The organism is Zestosphaera sp., assembly GCA_038843015.1.
Lineage (GTDB): Archaea > Thermoproteota > Thermoprotei_A > Sulfolobales > NBVN01 > Zestomicrobium.
Genome location: JAWBSH010000002.1, coordinates 154,180 through 178,042, shown reverse-complemented (window position 1 = coordinate 178,042; position 23,863 = coordinate 154,180). Strand labels below are relative to the sequence as shown.

At 43.2% G+C, this 23,863-nt stretch carries 21 protein-coding genes; 16 read left to right on the top strand and 5 right to left on the bottom strand.

All coding sequences use genetic code 11. The annotated features are described in order from the left end of the window. Positions 1-9 precede the first annotated feature (9 nt). Genes QXL29_02415 through QXL29_02390 form a run of 6 tightly spaced genes read left to right on the top strand, consistent with a single transcriptional unit; the run spans position 10 to position 4,574 of the window. Complete coding sequence (locus QXL29_02415; GenBank protein ID MEM2283446.1) at positions 10-1,713, top strand: NADH-quinone oxidoreductase subunit C; 1,704 nt, start codon at positions 10-12, stop codon at positions 1,711-1,713. Then, complete coding sequence (locus QXL29_02410) at positions 1,706-2,224, top strand: 4Fe-4S dicluster domain-containing protein (GenBank protein MEM2283445.1); 519 nt, start codon at positions 1,706-1,708, stop codon at positions 2,222-2,224. The genes QXL29_02415 and QXL29_02410 overlap by 8 nt, the downstream gene beginning before the upstream one ends. After that, on the top strand, positions 2,217-2,753 hold the full coding sequence (locus tag QXL29_02405) for an NADH:ubiquinone oxidoreductase (GenBank protein ID MEM2283444.1): 537 nt from the start codon (positions 2,217-2,219) through the stop codon (positions 2,751-2,753). Before QXL29_02410 ends, QXL29_02405 begins: the two co-directional genes overlap by 8 nt. Continuing rightward, on the top strand, positions 2,743-3,000 hold the full coding sequence (locus tag QXL29_02400; protein MEM2283443.1) for a hypothetical protein: 258 nt from the start codon (positions 2,743-2,745) through the stop codon (positions 2,998-3,000). The genes QXL29_02405 and QXL29_02400 overlap by 11 nt, the downstream gene beginning before the upstream one ends. Positions 3,001-3,019: 19 nt before the next feature. Continuing rightward, positions 3,020-4,078: an FAD-dependent oxidoreductase gene (locus QXL29_02395; GenBank protein ID MEM2283442.1), complete on the top strand. Its 1,059-nt coding sequence runs from the start codon at positions 3,020-3,022 to the stop codon at positions 4,076-4,078. Position 4,079: 1 nt separating this feature from the next. Next, complete coding sequence (locus QXL29_02390) at positions 4,080-4,574, top strand: 4Fe-4S dicluster domain-containing protein (protein ID MEM2283441.1); 495 nt, start codon at positions 4,080-4,082, stop codon at positions 4,572-4,574. A 30-nt stretch (positions 4,575-4,604) separates the two neighbouring features. Here QXL29_02390 and QXL29_02385 read toward each other — a convergent pair whose 3' ends face one another. Next, positions 4,605-5,441: an inositol monophosphatase family protein gene (locus tag QXL29_02385; protein ID MEM2283440.1), complete on the bottom strand. Its 837-nt coding sequence runs from the start codon at positions 5,439-5,441 to the stop codon at positions 4,605-4,607. A 65-nt stretch (positions 5,442-5,506) separates the two neighbouring features. Here QXL29_02385 and QXL29_02380 point away from each other — a divergent pair, with 65 nt between their 5' ends. The 3 genes from QXL29_02380 to folE all read left to right on the top strand — a co-directional run bounded on the left by QXL29_02380 (position 5,507) and on the right by folE (position 9,691). Then, positions 5,507-8,182 (top strand): cation-translocating P-type ATPase, encoded by a 2,676-nt coding sequence (locus QXL29_02380; GenBank protein MEM2283439.1) that lies wholly within the window; start codon positions 5,507-5,509, stop codon positions 8,180-8,182. A 71-nt stretch (positions 8,183-8,253) separates the two neighbouring features. After that, positions 8,254-9,078, top strand: coding sequence for a cation transporter (locus QXL29_02375; GenBank protein MEM2283438.1), 825 nt, complete (start codon positions 8,254-8,256; stop codon positions 9,076-9,078). After that, positions 9,071-9,691 (top strand): GTP cyclohydrolase I, encoded by a 621-nt coding sequence (gene folE, locus QXL29_02370; GenBank protein MEM2283437.1) that lies wholly within the window; start codon positions 9,071-9,073, stop codon positions 9,689-9,691. The genes QXL29_02375 and folE overlap by 8 nt, the downstream gene beginning before the upstream one ends. Here folE and QXL29_02365 read toward each other — a convergent pair. Continuing rightward, positions 9,678-10,604 (bottom strand): isoaspartyl peptidase/L-asparaginase, encoded by a 927-nt coding sequence (locus QXL29_02365; GenBank protein MEM2283436.1) that lies wholly within the window; start codon positions 10,602-10,604, stop codon positions 9,678-9,680. The two genes, folE and QXL29_02365, sit on opposite strands and share 14 nt — an antisense overlap. A gap of 113 nt (positions 10,605-10,717) precedes the next feature. Next, positions 10,718-11,863 (bottom strand): myo-inositol-1-phosphate synthase, encoded by a 1,146-nt coding sequence (locus QXL29_02360; protein ID MEM2283435.1) that lies wholly within the window; start codon positions 11,861-11,863, stop codon positions 10,718-10,720. Between the two features lie 137 nt (positions 11,864-12,000). Here QXL29_02360 and QXL29_02355 point away from each other — a divergent pair, with 137 nt between their 5' ends. The 3 genes from QXL29_02355 to QXL29_02345 all read left to right on the top strand — a co-directional run bounded on the left by QXL29_02355 (position 12,001) and on the right by QXL29_02345 (position 16,573). Continuing rightward, entirely contained in the window at positions 12,001-14,439 is a 2,439-nt protein-coding gene (locus QXL29_02355; protein ID MEM2283434.1) for a valine--tRNA ligase, read from the top strand. 27 nt (positions 14,440-14,466) lie between these two features. Next, positions 14,467-15,516, top strand: coding sequence for a radical SAM protein (locus tag QXL29_02350; protein ID MEM2283433.1), 1,050 nt, complete (start codon positions 14,467-14,469; stop codon positions 15,514-15,516). An 85-nt stretch (positions 15,517-15,601) separates the two neighbouring features. Then, positions 15,602-16,573 carry an ornithine cyclodeaminase family protein gene (locus QXL29_02345; GenBank protein MEM2283432.1) on the top strand — a complete coding sequence of 324 codons (972 nt, stop codon included), beginning with the start codon at positions 15,602-15,604 and terminating at the stop codon, positions 16,571-16,573. A 16-nt stretch (positions 16,574-16,589) separates the two neighbouring features. Here the strand turns inward: QXL29_02345 and QXL29_02340 are convergent, their stop codons facing one another. After that, a complete protein-coding gene (locus QXL29_02340) occupies positions 16,590-17,018 on the bottom strand; it encodes a PadR family transcriptional regulator (GenBank protein MEM2283431.1) in 429 nt (142 codons plus the stop codon). Positions 17,019-17,187: 169 nt separating this feature from the next. On the opposite strand from QXL29_02340, the gene QXL29_02335 reads away from it, so the two are divergent. Further along, positions 17,188-18,567 (top strand): MATE family efflux transporter, encoded by a 1,380-nt coding sequence (locus tag QXL29_02335; GenBank protein MEM2283430.1) that lies wholly within the window; start codon positions 17,188-17,190, stop codon positions 18,565-18,567. A gap of 90 nt (positions 18,568-18,657) precedes the next feature. Next, complete coding sequence (locus QXL29_02330) at positions 18,658-19,407, top strand: KaiC domain-containing protein (protein MEM2283429.1); 750 nt, start codon at positions 18,658-18,660, stop codon at positions 19,405-19,407. 43 nt (positions 19,408-19,450) lie between these two features. On the opposite strand, the gene QXL29_02325 is transcribed toward QXL29_02330, so the two are convergent. Next, a complete protein-coding gene (locus QXL29_02325) occupies positions 19,451-21,187 on the bottom strand; it encodes a DUF2070 family protein (protein MEM2283428.1) in 1,737 nt (578 codons plus the stop codon). Positions 21,188-21,357: 170 nt separating this feature from the next. Here QXL29_02325 and QXL29_02320 point away from each other — a divergent pair, with 170 nt between their 5' ends. Continuing rightward, positions 21,358-22,374 (top strand): adenylosuccinate synthetase, encoded by a 1,017-nt coding sequence (locus tag QXL29_02320; protein MEM2283427.1) that lies wholly within the window; start codon positions 21,358-21,360, stop codon positions 22,372-22,374. Then, positions 22,371-23,795 (top strand): NAD(P)/FAD-dependent oxidoreductase, encoded by a 1,425-nt coding sequence (locus QXL29_02315; GenBank protein MEM2283426.1) that lies wholly within the window; start codon positions 22,371-22,373, stop codon positions 23,793-23,795. Before QXL29_02320 ends, QXL29_02315 begins: the two co-directional genes overlap by 4 nt. Positions 23,796-23,863: the final 68 nt, after the last annotated feature.

Sequence of the window (23,863 nt, the reverse complement as noted above, 5' to 3'; positions counted from 1 at the left end):
GATAGAATAATGAGTCATGATTTCAGTAAATTAATTGAAGACCTCTCTAGAGGTCCTAGAAGTCACGCAATATTATCTAGAGTACTTAGTGTTTGCGGAGACTCATTACTAGACTTAAGTAGGAGAGGTGTAACCATCAAGGTAGTGATTAAAGCTGATTGCTTACGTACGGCTCTTGAGAGTATCTATAAAGAACATGACTTGTATTTTAGAACTATGGCCGCCTCAGACGAGAGACTTAAGGAAGGTCTTACTAAACTTTACTACGTTTTCGGGATTGATAGTGAAGGAACAAATATTGTTTTCGAAGTACCCGTAATAGACGGGGTTAAGGTAGACACTATAAGTGATCTCTTCAGAGCTTCCGACTGGTACGAGTTAGAAGCGCATGACCTCGTAGGAGTAGAATTTAATGGCAGACCCTTAAGGAGGTTAGTTTTGCCTGACGACTGGCCAGAAGGTCTTTACCCTCTGAGGAAAGATATTAGTGTAGATGAGATAAAAAAGATGTATCAGCCTCAGACAGTAACTCGTGTTTCTGAGTTAGGTGTGGAAGAGGTTGTGAGGATACCTGTCGGCCCCTACCACCCAGCACTTCACGAGCCAGAGTATTTCGAGCTATACGTTAGAGGAGAGAAAGTAGTTGACGCAAGATATGTTGGCTTCATGGTTCACAGAGGTATAGAGAAACTAGCAGAAAGCATGAAATACGACCAAGTTCCTTTCTTGGCTGAACGTATTTGCGGTATCTGCGGCTTTGTTCACTCAACCAGCTATGTCCAGGCAGTAGAGGATGCGCTAGAGATAGACGTGCCTGAAAGAGCACACTTCATAAGATCCATAGTTCTTGAAGTCGAGAGACTACATAGTCATCTCCTATGGCTAGGCGTAGCTCTTCACCTGCTAGGCTACGACACAGGATTCATGCATGCTTGGAGGATTAGAGAGAAAGTCATGGTGTTAGCAGAGCTACTGACGGGTAGCAGGAAAACTTACGGCATAGACTTAGTCGGGGGCGTTAAGAAAGACATTGATAAGGATAAGATACCTAAAATCAGAGAGACACTAAACCTGCTTAAGAAAGAATTTAAAGAACTCGTAGAGGTCGCGACAAGCGTGCCGCAGGTTAGAGCAAGACTCACAGGAACAGGCATACTACCTAGAGGTGAAGCTAGGGCCTACTCCTTAGTAGGGCCTACTGTCCGAGGTTCCGGGTTAGCGAGAGACGTGAGGAAAGACTACACGTACGCAGCTTACCACTACGTTAGCTTTAAAGTGCCTGTCTACACTGAAGGCGATAACCTGGCTAGAACTCTAGTCAGGATAGATGAGGTTTTCGAGAGTATAAGTATTATTGAGCAACTCATTGATATGTTACCGGGCGGACCTATAAAAACTGATAAGTGGGAGCCTCAACCAATGAGGCTAGGTATTGGCGCTGTAGAAGCTCCTAGAGGTGAGGTAATACACGTAGTTCTAACAGACCTTTACGGACCATACAGGTGGAGAGTTAGAGCCCCGACCTACCAGAATCTCCAGGCAGTACCCATAATGCTTAAAGGAGTTGACCTAGCTGACGCACCACTAACTATAGCTAGCATAGACCCTTGCTTCTCATGTACTGACAGAGCAGTAATCATAAACTTGAAATCTGGCAATGTTAAGACATTACCTTTAGGAGTTATTTCTAGAAGAGGGAGAAAGAATGGTTAAGTTCCTTAAGATGCTTTCAATCTCTGCTCGTGAAGGGACTGCTACAAGAAAATATCCTTTTGAGTCACCGTTAGTTACGCCTGAATTTAGAGGGAAGATTGAGGTAGACCCGATTAAGTGTGTTGGGTGCGGCGCCTGCACTAAGATATGCCCTCCTAAAGCGTTAACCATGGGTTACGAAGGTAATGAAGCAACACTCAAGTATTTCGTCGGCAAGTGTATCTTCTGTGGTATGTGTGCGTACGTGTGCCCTCAGAAAGCTATATCAATCTCTAGAGAATTTGAGCTGGCTACGTGGGAGTTAGGAGATCTTTATGATGAGGTAGTCCATAATACTGTCAGGTGTAGGATTTGCGGCAAGTCTTTTACTACGGTAAAGTTTGTTAAGGAAGTTGAGAAAAGAATAGAGAATAAAGTTCCTGAAGACCTCCTCAGCGTGTGTCCCGAGTGTAGGAAGAAACTAACTGCTCGTAAGATCGGGAGCAAGGTAGTGGGTGTTAGCGGTGAGTGAAGAGGGAAGACTTGACTTGACATCCTCGTCTGGCCCTAGCGTTCTTGAGGAAGCCTTCAGCAAGCTTAAGAGGAGTATATGGGTTTTTCACCTAAATACTGGCAGCTGCAACGGGTGTGATATTGAAGTCTTAGACGTGCTAACACCTTACTTTGATGTAGAGAGATTCGGTATTAAGTTGGTGGGTTCTCCCAGACACGCAGACCTGATATTGTTGACAGGTCCTGTAACTATCAAGACTATAAACAAGGTGATTAAAGCTATTAAGGCCATGCCGAGACCCAGGCTTGTGTTGGCTCTAGGTTCTTGTGGTGTTGGGGGCGGGATATGGTTTAATACTTACGCAACTTTAGGCGGGTATACCAAGCTCGAAGAAATTCTTAAGGAAGCTGGTGTAGAGGTAGATAGAGTAGTTTACGTCCCAGGATGTCCTGTAAGGCCTGAAGCAATCATATACGGGGTTGCGGTTTTATTAGGTCTTCTCCAACCCAAATCAAAACATAAGAGGGTGGTAGCCATTGAAGGTTAGAATTTACTACTGTGTTGAACACGGTTCAGGTGCTGTGATTCCGAGACATCACGTAGCGCCGTATTCTGTTTGCGAGGACGTAGACGTGGTAGAACTAGATTACTTAAGGAACATTTTACCAGCTCAAGCACTAGACCAGCTACTCAAGAGAGGAGAAGCTAGAATCAGTAGTATAGAGATAACTGAAAAGCTCTCTGGAAAAAGAGTCGAGAACTCCTACATAAAGTTAATTATAGTTTCAGAGTAGTTTATGAGGTGATGATGAAATGAAGTTTGCTTTCATGTGCAAGAAAAGGCAAGGAGGCGGAGGTAGGGGTAAGGTAGCTGTTGTAGGCGGTGGTCCAGCGGGACTAGCAGCTACAGGCTACCTAGTATGTCAGGGATATGAAGTAGACGTTTACGAGAAATTACCTCTTGCGGGAGGCTTAATGATGTTCGGCATACCCCCCTACAGAATACCCAGAGATAGCGTTATGGAAGGGACTGAAGACCTTGAAAAGAATTTCGGTGTTAAGTTTATTTATAGGACTAAAGTCTTCTGCGGCGAGCCTAGACACGATGAGGGAGACGAATTCGTCAATAACGTGGTTGACTTAAAGAAAGTCATGGAAGAGTATGATGCCGTGTTGTTGACAACAGGCATATGGTCTTCGAGGAGGTTAGGAGTGCCTGGAGATAACGCTAAAGGAGTTTTCTCAGCTCTGGAATACGTTTATAGCTGGTGGACATACGAGTTAGGGTACTCAACACATAAGCCTCTTGTAGGCAATAAAGTGGTCGTCATTGGCGGGGGATATAGCGCGATAGACGCTGCTGAAGTAGCCTTGATGAAGGGGGCTAAGGAAGTCTACCTAACTTATAGAAGGACTATCAAGGAAGCACCGGCGGGTGAATACGAAATACGTAGAGTAGCTTCTGAGGGTGTTAAGTGGGTGGAGCTTGTTCAACCTACTAAAGTCGTTGTATCTGGTGATAGAGTAGTTGGGGTAGAGTTTGTTAAGATGAAGTTAGGCGAGCCTGACGAGACTGGAAGACCTAGGCCGATGCCCGTGCCTGGCACAGAACACGTTATAGAGGCAGACACCGTCTTAGCAGCTGTAGGAGAGATACCAACTCCGCCACTGGGTACAGAATGTGATGGTATTAAGGTAGACCCTAAGAGAAGAACAGTGATAGTCAACGAAAGAATGCAGACAGGAGTTGAGAAAGTCTTTGCGGCGGGAGACGTAGTAACGGGTCCTTCAATGGTAGGTAAAGCTATCGGGAGTGGCTTAAAGGCAGCAACACACTTAGATCATTTTTTAAGAGCTAAGAGGGTGTTATGAGATGGATTTAGAAACTTTCAGTAAGTATGGTGGCATGAGCCGAGTAATAAACTACGACGTGTGTATAGGTTGCTATACTTGTGAGGAAGTGTGTTCGTTCATACATGAAGGTAGAGGCTACATAAAGTTATACGATATAGGGGGAGGACTTAACAAGCCCATATCGTGCTTCCACTGTGCTAAGGCACCCTGCATTACGGCATGCCCCACCGGAGCCATGCATAAAGACGAGGACGGTGCTGTATTAGTGGATATTTCAAAGTGTATAGGGTGTTCCGCGTGTTTAGCCGCCTGTCCTTTCGGCATCCCCGAGATAATACCGCCTGGATTTGCGACTAAGTGTGACTTATGCAATCCGTTAAGGTCTGAGGGTTTGACGCCTGGATGTGTAGCTATGTGCCCTACTAGGGCTATAGTGTGGGGCACTACAGCTGAGGTAGCTAAAGAATTGAGAGTGAGGGCTCTGAAGAAGCTAGTCTACAAGCCATTACCTTAAGATCAGGTAATCCCCTTTATTAAAGAATATTTACTCTCTATAGCTTTGGGTTTGGCTTTCGTAATGTGCCTCACTAAGCTTGTTCAAGTAATCCTCGTTGTATCCTACCAGCAAGCACTCGATCTTGGTGATGTCTTTCAAAGTCACTGACAACGCGTTTAATCCATTGCATAGCTTGGCTTTAGCTCCGAGAGCTGAAGCTATTCTTAATGCAGCCGCCACATCGACATTTCTCAGTTTAGCTCTTGTGTCTATGAATGCTTCAGCGTTGCCGAGCCCCACATATATTATGTCTAATGCAGCACTACCTAGCGACCTTAGACTAGCTCGAGAACCTCTCTCAGCCCAGTAATACGGGATTATTTTATATGAGTCAGGTAATTCAAAATATCCTAACACGACTCCTGGAGGCTTCGGCCTTCTAGTTGCTGGGATGCCAGCAATAGTCACCCCTTCTGAGTGGTCAAAGCTATAGTCTATTCTACGAAAAACATCATAGACTACAGCATAAGAAACATCTCCTATAGTTGGGTCTTCGCCGTCTAGCGGGGCTACAGCTATGGAGATAGATACCCAAGGTATTTGAGCGTCGTAGTTCATAGACCCGTCTACCGGGTCTACTACAACGACCCATTCAGGCTCACCACAAAAGCGACGTACGCCTGACTCCTCACTAACGAACAAGAAACACTCTTTAATTCTTCTTCTTAACTCATCGAAAATAATGTTTTCTGCTTCTATGTCAAAGACCTTACTAGTATCTCCACTAGAGTTAACCCTAACTATAGCAGATGGTCTGTGAGTCTCTGTCAAGTAGTTGGCAACCTTCTCAGCCGCAGCGATTAACGTGTCTTTCAAGTTATTCACTCAAATCTAAATCTAGGTCGCAATTTTTAAGTGTACGTTATTTATGTGAAGTGGGAGGCTAGGGAATGTCATGGCACTCGAAAGAAGTTCAGGAAGTCTTCAAAGAACTAAATACAACCCCAGAAGGTCTCTCGTCAAGTGAGGTTAGGAAGAGGCTTACCGTGTATGGTTTAAACGAGATAAGAGGTAAGCCTAAATCCCCACTCAAGTTGTTTCTTAAGCAGTTCACCAACTTCTTAATACTGATTTTGTTAATAGCTACGTTAATCTCAGGTTTTCTAGGAGAGTTAGTTGATGCTTTAGCTATACTACTCATAGTCCTCATAATGGGTGTTTCCGGCTTTCTTCAAGAGTTTAGAGCTGAGAAAGCTATAGAAGCTCTGAAGAAGCTAGTTGTTTCTGAGGTTAAAGCCGTTAGAGACGGGAAAGTCGTCGTAGTTCCTTCAACTGAGTTAGTGCCGGGTGACGTCATTCTTTTAGGTGAAGGCGATAAGGTTCCTGCTGACATTAGACTCATAGACTCCGTAGACTTGAAGGTTGATGAGTCCCCCCTCACAGGAGAGTCCGAGCCTGTCCTGAAAGACCATTCAGCCGTATTGCCTGAAGAGACAGGCATTCATTCAAGGACTAATATGCTGTTCATGGGTACCTACATATATTCTGGTAAGTGTAAGGGGGTCGTAGTCGCGACCGGGTCTAAAACTGAGCTAGGTAAGATAGCCGAGAAGCTAGGTGAGATAAAAGAAAAGAAAACATTACTTGAGGAAGAGCTTGACAAACTCGGCAAGAAACTTGGGGCTATAATACTCGGCATAAGCGTCTTAGTATTTAGTATCTCATATCTGGTAGTTAGAGAGCCCTTAATAGAATCGCTACTTCTAGCCGTCGCTCTAGCCGTAGCAGCTATACCGGAGGGTTTGCCCGCCATAGCTACGTCTGTGCTCGCTTTAGGAGCTTACAGAATGTCGAAGAAAAACGTGATAGTGAGAGAATTAGGAGCTATAGAGACTTTAGGCGCTTGCGATGTCGTGGCGTCAGACAAGACCGGGACTATAACTAAGGGTGAAATGACTGTTAAGAAAGTCTGGGTCAGTGGTGTGGAACTCGGGGTAAGTGGTGAAGGTTTTGAACCCGTGGGTGAGGTAGTCTTTACCAATTCTGGTAATGAAGCCCTCATATCTAAAGAGCTTGAAAAACTAGCAGAGTATCTAGTTGTTCATATTGGTGAAGACGCTAGCTTATTCTACGACAACGGCGTGTGGAGAATTAAGGGATCCCCTACAGAGGGGGCTGCCCTCGTATTCGCTCATAAAGTCTTAGGTAGCAAAAGAGTTGAGAACTTAAAGAAAAACACTGAATTAGTTAAGGTCATTCCGTTTGACAGGTTTAGAAAAAGAAAGACTACAATACACAAGCTTAGCGATGACGAATATTTAGTTATATCTTCAGGAGCTCCCGAATTACTCCTCAGTCTCTCGAGCTACGTCCTAATTGATGGGTCTCTCAAACCACTCAACGATGAACTTAAGAAAGAAATAAATGAGTATATAGAGTCAATAGCTTCTCAAGGTTTCAGAACGTACGGCTTTGCCTACAAGTTAGTTAAGTCTGAAGTACTTGAACAGAGTATTAAGGAGGTTGAGGAAGGACTTACTTTCTTATCAGTTATGGGGATCATTGACCCTCCTAGAGAGGGTGTTAAGGAGGCTGTAGAGGAGTTGCGTAGAGCCGGCATAAAAACCGTGATGATTACAGGGGACCATAGACTAACTGCTGAAGCTATAGGTCGTTTGATAGGTCTCGATGAAGGCTTAGTACTTGAAGGCAAAGACTTAGACAAAATGAGTGATGCAGAGTTAGAGAGAGTAATAGATGACGTAGTCGTACTGGCTAGGGTAACGCCAGAACATAAAAGAAGAGTTGTTAAGGCTCTTCAAGCAAGAGGTCACGTAGTCGCTATGACGGGAGACGGAGTGAATGACGCGCTAGCACTTAAAGAAGCTGATCTAGGCATTGCTATGGGTATTAAAGGGACTGACGTGGCTAAGGAGGTATCTAAGCTAGTTATTAAAGATGACAACTTTGTTACCATAGCCGCAGCTGTTAAGGAGGGTAGAGTAATATTTGAGAATCTTAAAAAGCCAATAAACTATCTTTTACCCGCTAATCTAGGTGAGATAGCAACTATATTGTCGGCTGAGCTAGCTATGCTCCCATCACCCTTAACTCCAGCACAACTATTGTGGATAAATGTAACGACAGACGCTTTACCGGCTTTAGCTCTCAGTAGTGAGCCTCCAGAACCTGACCTGATGAAGAGACCTCCGAGAAAGAGGCAAACACCTTTCTTAACTAACAGAAAGATAGCATATTTTGTGTTATTAGGTTCCCTTATAGGGTTGGTTAACTTAGCCATATACACGTTTACTCTTGGCGCTTACATGGACAGAGACCTAGCTAGGACACTAGTCTTCATAGCTATTGGAATGAGCGAGTTTGGGAGAGCGTTAGTCTCAAGATCCGAGAATATGCACTTCTGGTTCAGACCCTTTAATAAGTGGCTCATTCCCTCAATAATTGCTTCACTGGCTTTGTTGTTGGCTACAGTGTATGTACCGCATCTCTCGTCAGTATTTAAGACTGTAGAGTTGCCTCCAGAACTTATCTTTTTAGCTCTTTTGACTTCAGTACCAATAATGTTAGTTGATGAGCTTAGGAAGACTCTAGAAATAAAGATTTAGAGTCTGGGAAAAGCTTAAAGGTATCTTAAATTTCTTTATTCTAGGGTGGATAGCTACTGAGTAGCGGAAGCATGCTAGCTATAATCCTTTTTTTCTCGAGTTTAGGAGGAGTCTTCAAGATTTTAGGAGGTATTCTTTACGGCTCTAAAGCTGTCTTTGTTGATGCGATGACTTCCATAGCTAACTTGCTAGCGTTGTTGCTAGCTATAAGGTACTGGAGGAACAGTCTTAAGCCTCCAGATGAGGACCATCACTTCGGTCACTATAAATTAGCTTTTGGAGGCTCTATATCTACTTTAATGATCTACTCTTTCGTTGCTGGTTTGGTAACGCTTAAGTTGATTGAGTTAAGAGAGTATACGGTATCTTTAGAAGCTCCCTTAATGGCTTTCTTAGGAGTACTGTGTTACGTGGTCGCAATATCTGTTTCTAGGAGATTAAAAGGAATTTTTATACACTACTCTAAGTTTACGGTAAGCGAGTTAATCGAGGGTGCGGTAGTTGTTACTTCCTCTCTTGCCGGCGCGCTACTTAGTTACTTGATAGACTATGTTGGTGCGTTAATTCTTGCGTTATACATCTTTTACGAGTTAAGAGAGGTCTTCTCTGAGGTCATGAATTACGTGGGTGATACTGCCCCTTCGTTAGATGTGGTGAGGGTTGTTGAAGAAGAGTTTAGCAAAAATAACTTGAGTTTAGGTAGCATACGTTTAAGAAATGTTGATGGCTCACACTATCAAGGCGCCGCGACAGTTTTAGTTAGTCCCGAAGACGATATAGTAGTCTTAAGTGAGAGAGTTGGTAAGGTTAAAGAGGCGTTACACGGTCTCGGCATTGATTTAACAATCGAGTTTAAGTTACGTACTCCAAAGGTGAGTATTGAGTATGGTGAGTAACAAAGACTTAAACGATAGGTTTGAGAAACTTAAGGACCTTATAAGAGAATTCATAAAGCTTATTGGGGACAACCCCGATAGACCTGAACTCAAGGACACGCCAGAACGAGTGGCCAGGATGTGGCTTGAAGAACTAGCTCTAGGCTATGGGAAAGACCCGGACGAATACTTAAAGTACTTCCATGTTAACTCGGCAAATTACATAAGCACTAACAGACTCGTTGCTGTGCTCAACATACCTGTTAGGTCTATATGTGAGCATCACTTACTCCCATTCTATGGGAATGCTTACGTGGTTTACGTCCCGAGTGGTGAAGTGTTCGGGCTGAGTAAGTTTGCTAGAGTCATTAACGTTTTTGCTAGAAGGTTGCAAATCCAAGAAAGATTAACGGAAGAAATAGCTGACTACTTATTCGGAAAGCTTAAAACTAGAGGACTCTTGATAATGATAGAAGCTATACATACGTGTGCTTTGATACGGGGAGTAGAAGAACCCTTAACCATGATCACTCTCACAACAAGAGGCGAGTTAAGTACAGACAGAGAATTACGTGAAGAAGCATTAAAAATCATAAAAGAAAAGAAGACCCCAAAAAAGCTTACGACCTCCTAAACCCAGAAATTATGACCTCTTTTGTTTCTGCTCTTGCGTAACCCCACGGCATTGCCTGCGTATTGTAGGCGCCGTATGCGTTACCTCTATAATCTAGTGCTATGAGCCCGGCAGTGTCTTTACCATATATAGATGTATGGTACTGGATAGCTAAGCGAGCAGCAGTGTCAGCTAAGTAACCCTCACTAATCAGGTTTACTGCCTTAAATGATAACATACTCATTATTATTGTCTCACCTATTCCTGTAGCCACTGCAGCGCCATATCTGTTAGCAAAGAATCCCGCGCCAGGAACCGCGGAGTCGCCGACACGTCCTGGGAGCTTTAAGATTACGCCGCCAGTAGACACTGCTGCAGCTAGTTTACCTGCACTATCTAGAGCGACTGCACCTACAGTGTCGAAATATCCTAGTTTCTGAGCTAACTCAAAACTCTTCTTGAATACTGCGTCGCCTGATAACGCTTTCTTGAGTACTTCTTCATAACGCTTCTTAACTCTTTCAGATAGTCCTGGGTGCTTAGAAAGACCTAACCTGGCTGCTAGTTCATCAGCAGCGTTGCCAGCTAATAAAACGTGGTCTGTTAATTCAAGAACTTTGCGAGCTAAGAGTACTGGGTTCTTAGGATACGTGACCGCAGCAACAGCCCCTGCACGACTACTCCACCCATCCATTACTCCAGCATCCATTGATATGCCGCCCCTTAAGTCAGGTACCGAGCCGAGACCGGCGTTTAGAACTCCTGAATCCTCTAATGATATAGTAGCTTCGACAACCGCGTCTAGAGCTGAACCTCCACTTTCTAGTACGTCAGTACCTCTTCTCAGCGCATCTTGTATTACTTTCCTTATAACTTCTTCATCAACGCTCCTCCAAGTCCCGGCTCCGCAATGAACTACTAAAACACCCTTCATTCGCGAATCCCGAAACATTTTTAATAATTATTAAATAAGTTTTAGTATTTAGCCCTCTTCCCCGTCCTGAAGAATCGCTTCGAGTTAAGTATCTTCTCTAAAGAAGTAAATGACTATCGTGTTAACCCAAACTTATTGAGTAGTAACTCGTATGCTTTGTTTTTAGCTATGTTAGGAGATCCTCGGGGTCCCGGTCTCTTCATGTAAAACGCATTAACTTCGTATACAGTCCCTCTCAACCCTTTATCTATGGATATCTTGCCTAACCTTATTAGGTCACACAAGATTCCTGCTAGGGCTGGGGAGTCATTTATTCTAGCGTTTATGTATATTGAGTCTCTGAAGCCGTTAAAGCTTATATATTCTATATGCATAGCGACATACTTCTTATCTCCTAGAGGTTCTAGGTATCCCGTAGGCTTTATGAACGCAGGAACTTCATAGCCTGTAATGTCTTTTATCATGCTATTCTTAGTAAGTTCTTTCATGTGGTTCCTGTCGTGCCTTGTAAGAGCGTAGAAGTCTGTATTACCTCCTATGTTAAACTGCACTATGAATTCTATCAGCCTATTTCTTTCTGCTAAATGCTCTATCAGGTCAGCTGTTAAGGGAGTTGCTCCAGTAGCTCCGTCATCACCAAAAACTACAACACCTGACTCCTCGAGGAGTTTGAGTAGCCCCGGGTTGTTTGCTACAGGTGTTGGTATTGCATTGACGAAAGCTACACTACCTCTAGCTTTAGCGTATAGAGAGGCTACATACGCGTAAGAGTGCGTGGCTGGCACGTCTCCCTTCAAGATTCTGTCAAGAGCTACTGACTCATCAAAGTACTCCTCACCATACTCTGTAGTTATTACGTTAACTATGACGTCAGGTCTTAAATCTAGCCACTCACCTAATAAAGTTTTTAAGCTATCCTCGTAACTCATTAGGTCGTCTAGCCCCTTAGCCCGCATATTTAACCCGTCTGTAGATTTTCTTCTTATCCCTCTCCTAATAGTTATTGTTTTAAGCTCCTCAGGTACTGGGTACTCACTACCCATGACTTCCTTAGCTACATCGTATAGAGTCTTACCAACCTTACCTTCGTCAACATCATAAACCCCTACTATCTCAATATCTTTCAGGTCATACGGAAGCACGTATTTAGCTAGGGGTATTCCGTAAGGCTCGACAAGCCCTTTCTTAAGTCTTTCTAGTCCTGTAGCTAAGTGAGCAGTGACGTACCCGGCACCTAACATCACTACTTTTATCGACATATTTATCCCAATAAATATTGTATCGACATAAATAAAGCTTTCACGCGTCACTTCAGCAGGTTACCCCAACTAGAGGGAACAATCACTAAATAGTTAAAATTAATAAAATTTAGCTTATTAATGGTATAGGTGATTGCGTGGCGCTAGAGCCGAAAGTAAAAGTTAAGAGGTGGAGTCCCTCTATCGAGGAGGAGTTACTCGAGAAGTGGGAGAAAGAATTTGAAGAGACTGTGATTGATTTTCTAAATGAAGATAAGTACGTTGTTATAGATACGCCGCCGCCTTATCCTTCTGGAGAATGGGGGGTTGGTCAGGCAGCTCATTATGTTCAGATAGATATGGTAGCTCGCGCGTTGAGACTACTCGGGTATAAAGTTATGCTACCTTTTTACGCAGACAGGAATGGCTTGCCTGGTGAGGTAACAGTAGAAAAACGGTACGGGATTTCAGCACATGAGATAGCTAATACTCCTGAGGGCAGACTCAAGTTTCTTAAACTAGTTAGTGAGGTCTTGGACGAGTATGAGGCCTCCTTAGTTAAAGTGTGGAAGAGATTAGGGTGCTCATACCAGTATTGGACTGACGGAACAGACTCACCCAAGTATAGGAGACTAACTCAAGCCACGTTCATTGACTTATGGAATAAGGGTCTCATATACGAGGCTGAGAGACCAGTGATGTGGTGTCCCAGATGTAGGACGTCACTTGCTGAGGCAGAAATAGAGACGAAAGAAGAGGACGGTAAGCTATACTATATCAGGTTTGTAGTCGCAGAAACTAACGAGGATGTAGTGATAGCTACTACTCGACCTGAGCTACTTAATGGATGCGGCGCTGTTATTTTCCATCCCAGCGATGCCAGGTATAAGTATCTTGAGGGGAAGCACGCGGTCGTGCCCTTATATAATAATGTAGTACCTATAATGCCTAGTACGTACGCTAATCCGGAATTCGGGACAGGCCTAGCTATGATGTGTTCTTACGGAGACACTAGAGATATCTGGTTTTTTAAGGAGCAAGGACTTACTCCTAAGATACTCATCAACTCAGACGGTACTATGAACGAGAACGCAGGATTTCTTAAGGGGTTAAACGTTAGAGAAGCTAGGAAGGTTATAGTAGAAGAGTTACGTAAGAATAATTTCTTAATTAAAGAAGAAGACTTGAAACACGAGGTTCCTGTCTGCTGGAGATGTAAGACGCCGGTAGAGTATATCCACGTTAGAGAGTTTTTCTTGAAGCAACTAGATTTTAAAGAAGACGTGCTCAGAGTAGGCAACATGATGGATTTCAAGCCTTCTGAGCATAAAGTGAAGTTTGATACTTGGGTGACTTCACTAAAGATGGATTGGCCTATTTCTAGAACTAGATTCTACGGGACTGAAATACCTATTTGGAGGTGCAGGAAATGCGGACACGTAGTCTTCGGCAGGTACGGGGAGTATGTAAGGCCATGGATAGATCCACCACCTTACGAGAGATGCCCTAATTGTGGTGCTCCACGAGAAGAACTAGTGGGTGAGTCTAGAACTTTCGACACGTGGTTTGATTCATCTGTTAGTGTCTTATATGTAACTAGGTGGCTTGAGGATAAGGAAGCAGCCCTTAAAGCACTAGATCACGCGCTCAGACCTCAAGGATACGATATAATAAGAACCTGGCTCTACTACTCCACACTGCGTGTCTGGTTACTCACTGGTAAGCCTCCTTTTAGGTGGGTCAGGATCTCTGGCATGGGTTTAGACCCTAAGGGTAGGGCCATGCACAAGTCTCTCGGCAATATTGTCCCGCCACTACCGTACGTCGAGAAGTACGGTGCTGATGCGTTCAGGTATTGGGCAGCAATTTCTGGAATGCTTGGAAGCGATTATAGATGGTCAGAAGACGTGGTTAGGAGTGGACTAGCTTTCGCAACTAAGCTAGTTAATATAGGAAGGTTTATTTCATTCTTCGAAGAACCTCCTTTAAGGGATTCTGTTTTAAAGGACCTGGATAGAGCTATGCTTAAGTACTCTATAGCAGTGATTAAGAGAGTACTTAAGTATTATGAGGAATTTGATGTTTTTAGACCGATAAATGAGCTGTACGCTCTAGCGTGGGATGTTTTCGCGTCGAACTATCTCGAGAGTGTTAAGTCGAGGGCTTATGGCTTAGGAGATTATGACATTAAGTACGTGAATGGGGCTAGGTACGTCCTACACAGAGTCTTCAAACTGATATTGAAGGCCCTGCACCCGATAATGCCTTTCGTTACAGATTATTTATGGAGGTGTATGTACTCTAGTAGTGGGTTAAGAAATGTTACGATAACTGAGGAAGACTTGAGAGACGTAGGTGGTGATGAGAAGCTAGTAGAGTATCTAATAACAGCTAACTCAGCTATATGGAAGTATAAGAAAGAGCGGAACATATCGTTCGCTGAACCATTAGAGGGCACACTTTACCTATCAGAGGAGTATAAGGCGATAGCATACGACATCAAAGACTTGCATAAAATTAAATCGGTAGTTGTAGGCGCTCCCGCCAATATAAGTAATGCCGTGAAGCTAGCTGAGGGTATCTTCCTAGTAGTCTAGGAACCCTACTTTCATAGGGTCTAGTTGATGGGTCACGCGCTAGACACGAGCAGATGTGACGACTTAGGTTGCTGGATAGGTAAGCTTCCGGAAGGATGCAACTTATGTATTAAGGGTTTAAAGAGTGTTTTTTTCGTGACTGGAGCATGTAATGAAAAGTGTTTCTACTGCCCTATATCAAACTCTAGGAGAGGAAAAACTAACGCGTATCTTAATGAAGTTCTCGTAAGTGGGAAAAACGATATTGTTTTAGAAGTCTTGGCTTCTGGGTCTAGAGGTGTTGGGATAACTGGGGGAGACCCTCTTCTCGCTATAGATTATGTAATCGAAGTAATAAGAACTTTAAAGAAAGTACTAGGAAAGAGCTTCCACATACACATGTACACTACCGGGAGGAACCTTAAAGCAGAACACCTAGATAGGTTAAGTGATGCAGGACTTGATGAACTGAGAATACACGTGACAGGACCTTACTCATGGAGTGCTTTAAAGCTCGCACTAGATCATAGTTTTAATACAGGCATAGAGAACCCAGCAATACCAGACTTCAGTAAATTGAGAGACCTCGTCAGAGAAGGATATAGGCTCGGCGTTCAGTTCATAAACCTAAACGAGATGGAAGTTAGTGAGTCTAACTATGCTGGAATCTTAAGTAAGGGGTTTAAAATAAACCCTGACGGACTTACAGTCAGTGGTTCCAGAGAAGCAGCTTTACAAGTCATGAATTGGGTGTTAGAAGAGGGCATTACACTAAACATTCATTATTGCCCGGCAAGATTCAAAGATAAGTATCAGTATAGGAGGAGACTCATAAAAAGATTCAAGAGAACAAGACTACCTTATGAAATCATAAGTAGGGAAGGCACAGTTAGATGGATTGAAGCACCCTACGAAGACAATCAGTTAATCAATTACTTAGTGTTATCTAGTCTCGCGTTAAAGAAGGGTGGAGTGATATATTTAAGCACGAAACTCTTCAAGAAGTTAAAAAACGTAATCTCAACACATCAGCAAATCAGAGTAGTTGAGGCTTACCCTACTACACCTAGAAAAATACTGAATATAATGTACTACTAGTATTAACTGATAGAGTTCTAGTAGGTAGTACTCAGGAGATGTTTAAATAATTTTTAAAGTAATGTTAACTGGAGGGACTTAATAAATGTCTAAGATTCTCCTCTTAAGAAGTAAAGAATTAGAAGAGTTATTGAGTCCTGAGGTCTTAATACCTGAGATCGAGAATGCGTTCATCAAGTACTCTAGAAACGAAACTGTAACACCGCCTAGGACTGTTATGTGGGTCGAGGGTAACTGGTGGGGTGTTATGCAGTCTTACGTGCCTGGTTATGGGGTTGGTGTGAAGGTAGTCAACCTAATACCTCAGAACCCTAGTAGGGGTCTTCCAACCATTCAAGCTTTAGTAACTTTATTTGATGGATTAAACGGCTCTCCTCTTGCGGTCATGGAGGGCGGTGTCTTAACAGCCCTGAGGACAGGGGCTGCCAGCGCTGTATCAGCTAAGTACTTAGCTCCTAGAGAGGCTGGTCCTATAGGCATTATAGGGACTGGCTATCAAGCTAGGTATCAGTTGAGATTTGTATCTTCAGTATATAGGACTGATGAGGTCGTGATATACGACATAAGACCTGATCAAATGAAGTCTTTTAAAACTTGGGCAGAGAACGCTGGTTTCAGAGTCGTTGAAGCTACATCAAATGAAGATCTGGTTAAGAAATCCAAGATAGTTATAGAAGCTTCAACTACTAAAGAGCCCGTGATTCTGGGCAGATGGTTAAGTAAGGACCAGCACATAATAAGTATAGGTGCTCACGCTAAAGATTATAGAGCTTTAGATGATGAAGCAATGATTAAGTTTAGCAAGGTGGTGGTTGATTCTAGAAGAGCTGTGCTTGACGAGACAGGCGACATAAGAATACCGCTTGAGAAAGGCTTAATTAAGCAGGAAGACGTAGCTGAGTTAGGGGAGGTTTCTGCCGGGCTCAGGAAAGGTAGAGAGGGTGATGAATTAACGCTGTTTAAGAGTGTGGGTCTCGCTATACAAGACGCGGCTACTGCAGCGTTAGCTTACAGACTAGCTAAGAGTAGGGGACTAGGTATTGAGATAGAACTCTAACTCTAGTTTTATTGTATTAACTAGCTACATAACTGCTTATTAATTCTTCTAATGCTTTACGTAAGCGAAGCAACCTCTCTACTAGCTCGTCAGGCAATCCTGAGAGATTTCCCCTCTTACGTATCTCTTTATAGGCTTCTAGGAACTCTGTAAGTATCCCTGCAGATTTCGTTGCATGAGGTAGTGTTTCTTTAAGGAAAATCTCAAGACCAGTGCTAGTTATCTCGTACTGTAACCTCCTAGAATCACTGCTGTTCTTTGTAATAAGACCCTCATTAACCATATCATTTAATGTTCTGTAGAGAGTCCCGATTGAAGGTCTCCACACAGATTGCGTGACATACACTATTCTCTTGTAGATTCCGTAGCCGTGAAGCTGCGGGTTAGTAGCTAGGACTGCTAGAATCAAGTGTCTAAGTACCTGTGTCCTCCTTCTCTTAACCATGCTAGCACCCTCTCTACATTAATAATTTCGACACTTAAGTATTTATGAGTGACTCCTTTTCCCGTCCTGAAAGACTAGCCAGTAATAGTAGAGTCCTCGGTAGCTCTGCTTATAAGCTTATAACTATATTTCTAAGGAATATAGTGGTCGCGAACAGCGGGTGTCGTGAGTGGTTCGCTCTTCAGCAACGACCATAGATAGATATAGGAGTGAGATAGTCAACGGACCTATAATTAAGACTTTATTATGGTTGGGATTCCCACTCATGCTGGTTCAGTTAGTGAATGTGTCTTATAACGTAGCTGACGCGTTCTGGTTGAGCAGGTATAGTGATGTAGCTATGGCAGTACCTAGGCAGGCATGGCCCCCCTTCATGTTCTTCAATGCTTTCAACATGGCTATCTCAACCGCTAACATGGCGCTCCTCTCTCAATATGTTGGTGCTAGAAAGTATGAGGAAGCTAGTAATGTTGCTTCTAAGTTTTTCACTGTAACTTTGATAACTAGTTTAGCTTTCGGCTTAACATACTTCTCACTGAGATATCCTTTGTTCTACTACGTGATTAGAGTCCCGCCAGAGATATTTGATGATGTAATGAGTTATTCAGGTATAATATCACTTGATTTAATGCTTTCCGGACTCTCAATAACTTACTCTACGATACTTCAGTCTGTGGGAGACACTAGAACTCCAGCAATAGTGGGAGGCTTCTCAGCTCTGCTAAACATTGTTTGGGATCCTTTCCTGATACTCGGCATACCTCCTTTCCCTAGGATGGGTGCGGCTGGTGCAGCTCTCGCCACAGTACTTTCTAGACTTGGCGGTATTGTTGTGTTGATTTACTTAACTAAACGTAAGTTTCCTGACTTGAGAATACTTCCTACGAAGAGTATTGATAGATTGTGGATTTTAAGGAATATTCGTATAGGGGGTCCCGTATTCCTGTTTCACGCTTCTAATAGCTTAGCTTTCATGTTTCAGAACGCACTCATAAATTCGTTTGGGGTGGTAGTGTCAGCAGCTTTCGCTATAGGGTTCATAATAATGGATCTCGCTGACGCCATTATGTGGGGCTTGACTATGCCAGTAGCTATAATGGTGGGGCAGAATCTAGGCGCTGGTAACATGAGTAGGTCTCGTGAGATAGCTTACAAGTCATCACTGACTATAGCCTCACTCACGGCTCTTGGTGCTTTAGCAGTATTCTTAATAAGGAGTCAGCTAATCTCTGTATTCACGTCTGACACAGCGATCTTTGAAGAGGCTTTAAGATTTCTTGAGACTTTTGTCTTCAGTTTACCATTCTTTACTATGTTTTTCGTGGGCATGTCTGTAGGTAGGGGATCAGGACACACTACCGTGCCTACAGTGCTAGGCGTGATTAGGTTATGGGGGATTAGGATAGGTTTAGGTTACTTCCTAGCCTACATATCTGGTTTACAGTCTTACGGGATATGGCTTGCCATGGCCTTAAGCAACGTGGTAGGAGGTCTGGGAAGTGTTGCTTGGATAAAGTTCGGGAATTGGACAAAGCCTATAATAAGATAATTATCATTGAGTCCTTACTGAACTACTGAATAGTATAACTGCTTTAGACCTTAATTTGTTACGTTATATTTAATATTGGGGGTTGTGCTCATGGTCGAGAGAGTGAGGAGCGGTATTCCAGGTCTAGATGAGCTACTCTTTGGCGGAGTCCCGAAGAGAAGTATAGTCTTAATTTCAGGAGGTCCAGGAACTGGGAAAACTATTCTGAGTCAGCAATTCCTATATTTTGGACTGACTTACGGCGAGCCTGGTGTCTTAGTTACTTTAGAGGAGCACCCTATCCAGATTAGGAGAGAAATGAGTGAGTTTGGTTGGGATATAAGGAAGTACGAAGACGATGGTTTTTTCGCCATAGTAGACGCCTTCACGGGCGGGATAGGTGAGGCTGCTAAGAGGGAGAAGTACGTAGTTAAGAGTGTTGACGATATCGGAGAATTTCTAGACGTAGTTAAGCAAGCGTTGAAAGATACAAAGGCTCAGAGAGCCGTGATAGACTCTGTCTCAACACTATACTTAACTAAGCCTTCTATAGCTAGGAGTGTTTTGATGCAACTAAAGAGAGTTCTCTCAGGACTTGGCGTGACGACATTTCTAGTATCTCAAGTAAGTGTCACTGAGAGGGGGTTCGGAGGTCCGGGAGTTGAGCACGCCGTTGACGGAATAATAAGACTAGACCTAGACGAGCTAGACGGCGTCTTAACTAGGTCAATACTAATATGGAAGATGCGAGGAACTAAACATGACATGAGGAGACATCCTTTCGAAATAACAGATAAGGGCATAATAATATATCCAGACAAGATAGTTAAGAGAAGAGAAGTAATAGCTCTAGAAGCATGATCTTTAATTTCATAAGAGCTAAGTTTTCTTAACTCTAAGAGAATTAAAAGAGTGTCATATACGACGTTATAATTACGTATATTGATGGCAGTAAAGTGTTGAGAACCGTGAAGATTAGAAGCAACCCTATCTCTGTCTTCTTAGCAAGTACGTGAAGACTCTCGATCAACGTGAAGACCTTATCTCCCATTACTCTCACATTATCTAATTTGAGACTCACTACCTTGTAAGAAGCTGGCGCTTCATCTTCTGAAGCCTTATTAAGCGAGTTTAATACTGCTTCAATAAGCCCGCCACACTCTTTAACTACCTCGTACGGAGACTCTTTTAATGAAGCAGCACACGAGTGGTCATCTGGCGTTACTATCTCAAAATCTGACAGGTCTGTTTTCTCTCTAATTATGTTGTCTAGCTTAGCTCGAAATTCCTTATCTACGTTGTTCCCGTAGAGGTAGATGATCCCGTACCTTTTATTCTTTATTCGTATAGTTAAAGTCTTTACTCTCGTGTCACACAACTCTACGCAAGTATTAGGGATCCTGATTTCTCCGTATCCCACTAGAAACTCACTAGGTTCTGAACACTCATAAGTTTCGGCTACCTTATCTAGAAGGTTTTTAAGACTGTTGAGTTCTCTGATTTTGTCGCCCTTGCATGAGTGTGCGTCAACTATCATAGTATTTGAGGGAGTTTTAGGGTGCTTGCTCAAGTAGTCCCACGCATCGTAAGGTATGTCATCGTTACCTAATGTCTTATTAAGTATGAGCGGCGCTATGAAGTCTCTACCTCGAAGAGTAAGAGCCTCCCAACCATCGCTTAATCTAGTTCTGTAAGGTTCACACATGAGTTCCTCAAACGAGTCACTTAAAGAGCTCCTCACTTTAGTAAGTATTTCGTGAGCAATTCTCTCTGCATCTTTATTGCTAGCTAGGTTATGCTCGTGAGATCCTGCTGTATGGAATGTGAATACTCTGAACTCAGGCTCTGCGAAGCTGTCAACGTAGTGTATGAAGCTAGAGGAACCTATGTTGTTGAAGGGACCGAAATGAATTCGCGGGAATACCATGATTATGCTGGGCTTTGACTCACGCTTAATGATTACGGCTTTGACTTCTATACTTTCTTGAGACCCTATATGAGCAAAGAGTTTCTCGAGTCTTTCAGGCTCGCCAGTAAACCACGTGTTGAGAAAAGCTCTTAAGGCTACTATGGGCGAGACACCGCTTAACTGTCTCCCCCTGCTATCAATGTATCGAATAAGCAGAATCCCTAAAAGTACAGAGACTGACTCAACCATTAAAGCACTAACTAATTGTACACGACTTAATACTTGCCCGAGCAGTACAGTATTGACTAAGACAAGAGTCAAGATGGGTATTGTTAGAGAAACTGCTAAGGCCTGACGTACGCTCGTGAAAGCAGATAAGATTATGAGTATAAAGCCTGAAGTGACTACTAGACCTAACCCTCTCAACTCAGTAAGTCTATAAAGAATTATTTCCGCGATTAAGGAGATAGCAAAGGTGACTAGAGAGAGTCCAAGAACTCTCTTAACGTTGAATAATTTAGTGAGCATTAGGGGTAAGTACATAAAAGTCAACACACTTCCTAAGAGGAAGTACGTACCTATAGAGATAAGAACATCTCCTGCAGTGAAGCGCCCTGAATTAACAATGCCGATTAGGAAGACCAGGGAAACATATATGACTACTAAGAACCTCCTCCGAGGCAGTAGACTCAAGTGTCTGTAGTACCTTCTAGTTATTCGTTCGATGCTCATCACTGACTATCCTAGACTCTATCTGCTATAGGTTTTTAACTTAACGGCGAGAATTGTTTTCTTTGTACTAGCTTAATTTTTATATTATTTATTGAAAAAAGCTTAAACAACTTAAGCGAAATAAATAGTAACATTTATATTGTTCAATATAAATTAATTTAGGGAGTAAGGTGTTAAATGTAGTTGTTGGAGGGTTCTTCGGCGATGAGGGTAAGGGTAAGGTAGTTGCTTACCTAGCTCTCAACGATGAAGTGAGTGCGGCTGTGAGAGTAGGCTCTGTTAACGCGGGTCACACAGTACTTTGGGGTGGTAAGGAGTTTAAGTTGAGGATAATTCCTTCAGCGTTCGTCAACGGGAGTTGCAAGCTTTATATTAGTGCAGGGTCTTTAATCAGGCTTGACGTGTTTTTCAGAGAAGTTACTACTTTAGGTGTTGCGGGAAGAGTTTTTATAGACAGGAATGCTGGAGTCATAGAAGATAAGCACGTAGAGGCTGAAGTGAGAGACGAGTACCTTAGGAATTCCATAGGTTCTACTCTTCAGGGTGTTGGAGCAGCTATGGTTGACAGAGTAATGCGTAGACTAAAGCTTGCTCAAGACTTTCCTGAGTTAGAGGCTTACCTAGTAGACTTAGTTGATGAAGTTTGGAAAATCATTAACTCAGGAGGCAGTATATTGATTGAGGGTACTCAAGGCACTTACTTGTCGTTATATCACGGTACATACCCTTACGTAACTAGTAGAGACACTACAGCAGCAGGCATTTTATCAGAGGTTGGGTTAGGACCTAAGTACGTTGATGAGATAATCGTAGTTTTTAAGTCTTACGTTACTAGAGTTGGGGGCGGTCCTCTACCCGGTGAATTATCTATCGATGAAGTCATTAGTAGGGGCTGGATGGAGAGAGCCTCTGTCACAGGAAGAATAAGAAGAGCTGCCCCCTTCGACTACAACCTAGCTAAGAGAGCCGTAATACTTAACTCAGCTACTCAAGTAGCGCTCACGTGTCTTGACAAGGTTTTCCCGTCTTCGGCTAGGGTTAGGGAGTGGAGTAAACTACCTCCTGAAGCCAAAAGATGGATAGAAGACCTAGAGGACGCGGTGAAGACGCCGGTGACGCTCATAGGCACGGGGGATGACGTTACTCACATGATTGATAGGAGGAAAGACTTAGGTGTTGTGACGTGAGGGACTTCGATGTAGCGATAGTTGGCGGAGGACCTGCGGGACTCATGGCCGCCCTAGAGATAGTGAGCAACGCAGGAAGTAGCTTGAGAGTAGCGATCTTCGATAAAGGAAAGAAAGTGACTGACAGGAAATGCCCGCTAGCCATCAAAACGAATAACGGGAACTCTCACATACCAAACAACAAAGCAGAGTGTCTTAACTGTAGAGTATGTAGCGTGACCTACGGTATAGGAGGTGCTGGCGCGTTAAGCAGCGGGACACTTAATTTAAGACCTGACATTGGGGGAGACTTAGACAAGCTAGTTAATGACTGGGATTACGCCGAGGAACTAGTAAGATACGTTGACAGGATCTTCGTATCTTTTGGAGTACCTGAAGACACTCTCTACGTGCCGGACAAAGAAAAAATAACTCTGCTTGAGAGGCTTGCTGCTAAAGCTGGTGCCAAATACATACCAACACCTCAAAGGATTGTAGGAACTGACGTCATGATTAGAGTCATTGATAACTTAAGTACCTACCTAGAAAAGAAGGGTGTGCGGATATTTACAGAGACAAGTGTTGCTGAGGTAATGAAGCATGATAGCAACTTCAAACTGAGTACTAGTCAGGGGGAGTTCACAGCTCGTAGAATTCTCTTAGCACCAGGTAGGGGAGGAATCACGTGGTTTCAGAAAATACTTAAGACTCTGAACATAGAGTACGAGCCAGGACCTCTAGACGTTGGTGTTAGAGTAGAGGTCCCCTCATACGTAACTGAAGACGTGACCACAATAAATCCAGACCCCAAGATAGTGCTTTACACGAAGTTTTACGACGATAAAGTCAGGACTTTCTGTACAAACCCTAGAGGATTCGTAGTACAAGAAAAATACGAAGACGGTACTATCGGAGTTAACGGGGTTAGCTATAGAAATCTGAAATCCAGAAATACTAACTTCGCTCTATTAGTCACGATAAAGCTTACTGACCCTTATTCTGACGCTACAGAGCTTGGCAAGTCTATAGCTAGGATGGCTACCCGAGTAGGTGTAGGTAAACCAATAATTCAGAGACTAGGTGACTTAGAGAAAGGTAGGAGGAGCACGTGGGAGAGGATAGAGAGAAGTATTGTGACACCTACTTTAAAGAATGTAACACCTGGAGATATAGGGGTTGTCCTCCCCTATAGGGTTATAGTTAACTTGCTCGAAGCTATCAAGAGACTGAATATCCTGTATCCAGGGCTTTACTCGCCACAAACGATACTCTACGCGCCTGAAATTAAATACTACAGCCTAAGAGTTAAAGCTGACAGAAACCTACAGACTAGCGTTGAAGGCATTTTCGTGGCTGGTGATGGAGCAGGACTCTCAAGAGGCTTAAACATAGCTGCTGCTACGGGGGTTATTGCTGGTAGAGCCATACTTCAGAGCTTTTAGGTTTTTTACTGAGTCCTGTTAAGAGAGGTGTTATGCTTCTGCATAAACTAATTAACTTGTTCATGTTA

Excerpts from the sequence above, each read along its gene's own strand:
- QXL29_02365 (MEM2283436.1), bottom strand. The coding sequence starts at position 10,604 with ATGAAGGGTGTTTTAGTAGTTCATTGCGGAGCCGGGACTTGGAGGAGC.
- QXL29_02360 (MEM2283435.1), bottom strand. The coding sequence starts at position 11,863 with ATGTCGATAAAAGTAGTGATGTTAGGTGCCGGGTACGTCACTGCTCAC.
- QXL29_02345 (MEM2283432.1), top strand. The coding sequence starts at position 15,602 with ATGTCTAAGATTCTCCTCTTAAGAAGTAAAGAATTAGAAGAGTTATTG.
- QXL29_02410 (MEM2283445.1), top strand. The coding sequence starts at position 1,706 with ATGGTTAAGTTCCTTAAGATGCTTTCAATCTCTGCTCGTGAAGGGACT.
- QXL29_02325 (MEM2283428.1), bottom strand. The coding sequence starts at position 21,187 with ATGAGCATCGAACGAATAACTAGAAGGTACTACAGACACTTGAGTCTA.
- QXL29_02390 (MEM2283441.1), top strand. The coding sequence starts at position 4,080 with ATGGATTTAGAAACTTTCAGTAAGTATGGTGGCATGAGCCGAGTAATA.
- QXL29_02395 (MEM2283442.1), top strand. The coding sequence starts at position 3,020 with ATGAAGTTTGCTTTCATGTGCAAGAAAAGGCAAGGAGGCGGAGGTAGG.
- QXL29_02380 (MEM2283439.1), top strand. The coding sequence starts at position 5,507 with ATGTCATGGCACTCGAAAGAAGTTCAGGAAGTCTTCAAAGAACTAAAT.
- QXL29_02415 (MEM2283446.1), top strand. The coding sequence starts at position 10 with ATGAGTCATGATTTCAGTAAATTAATTGAAGACCTCTCTAGAGGTCCT.
- QXL29_02375 (MEM2283438.1), top strand. The coding sequence starts at position 8,254 with ATGCTAGCTATAATCCTTTTTTTCTCGAGTTTAGGAGGAGTCTTCAAG.
- QXL29_02350 (MEM2283433.1), top strand. The coding sequence starts at position 14,467 with ATGGGTCACGCGCTAGACACGAGCAGATGTGACGACTTAGGTTGCTGG.
- QXL29_02340 (MEM2283431.1), bottom strand. The coding sequence starts at position 17,018 with ATGGTTAAGAGAAGGAGGACACAGGTACTTAGACACTTGATTCTAGCA.
- QXL29_02330 (MEM2283429.1), top strand. The coding sequence starts at position 18,658 with ATGGTCGAGAGAGTGAGGAGCGGTATTCCAGGTCTAGATGAGCTACTC.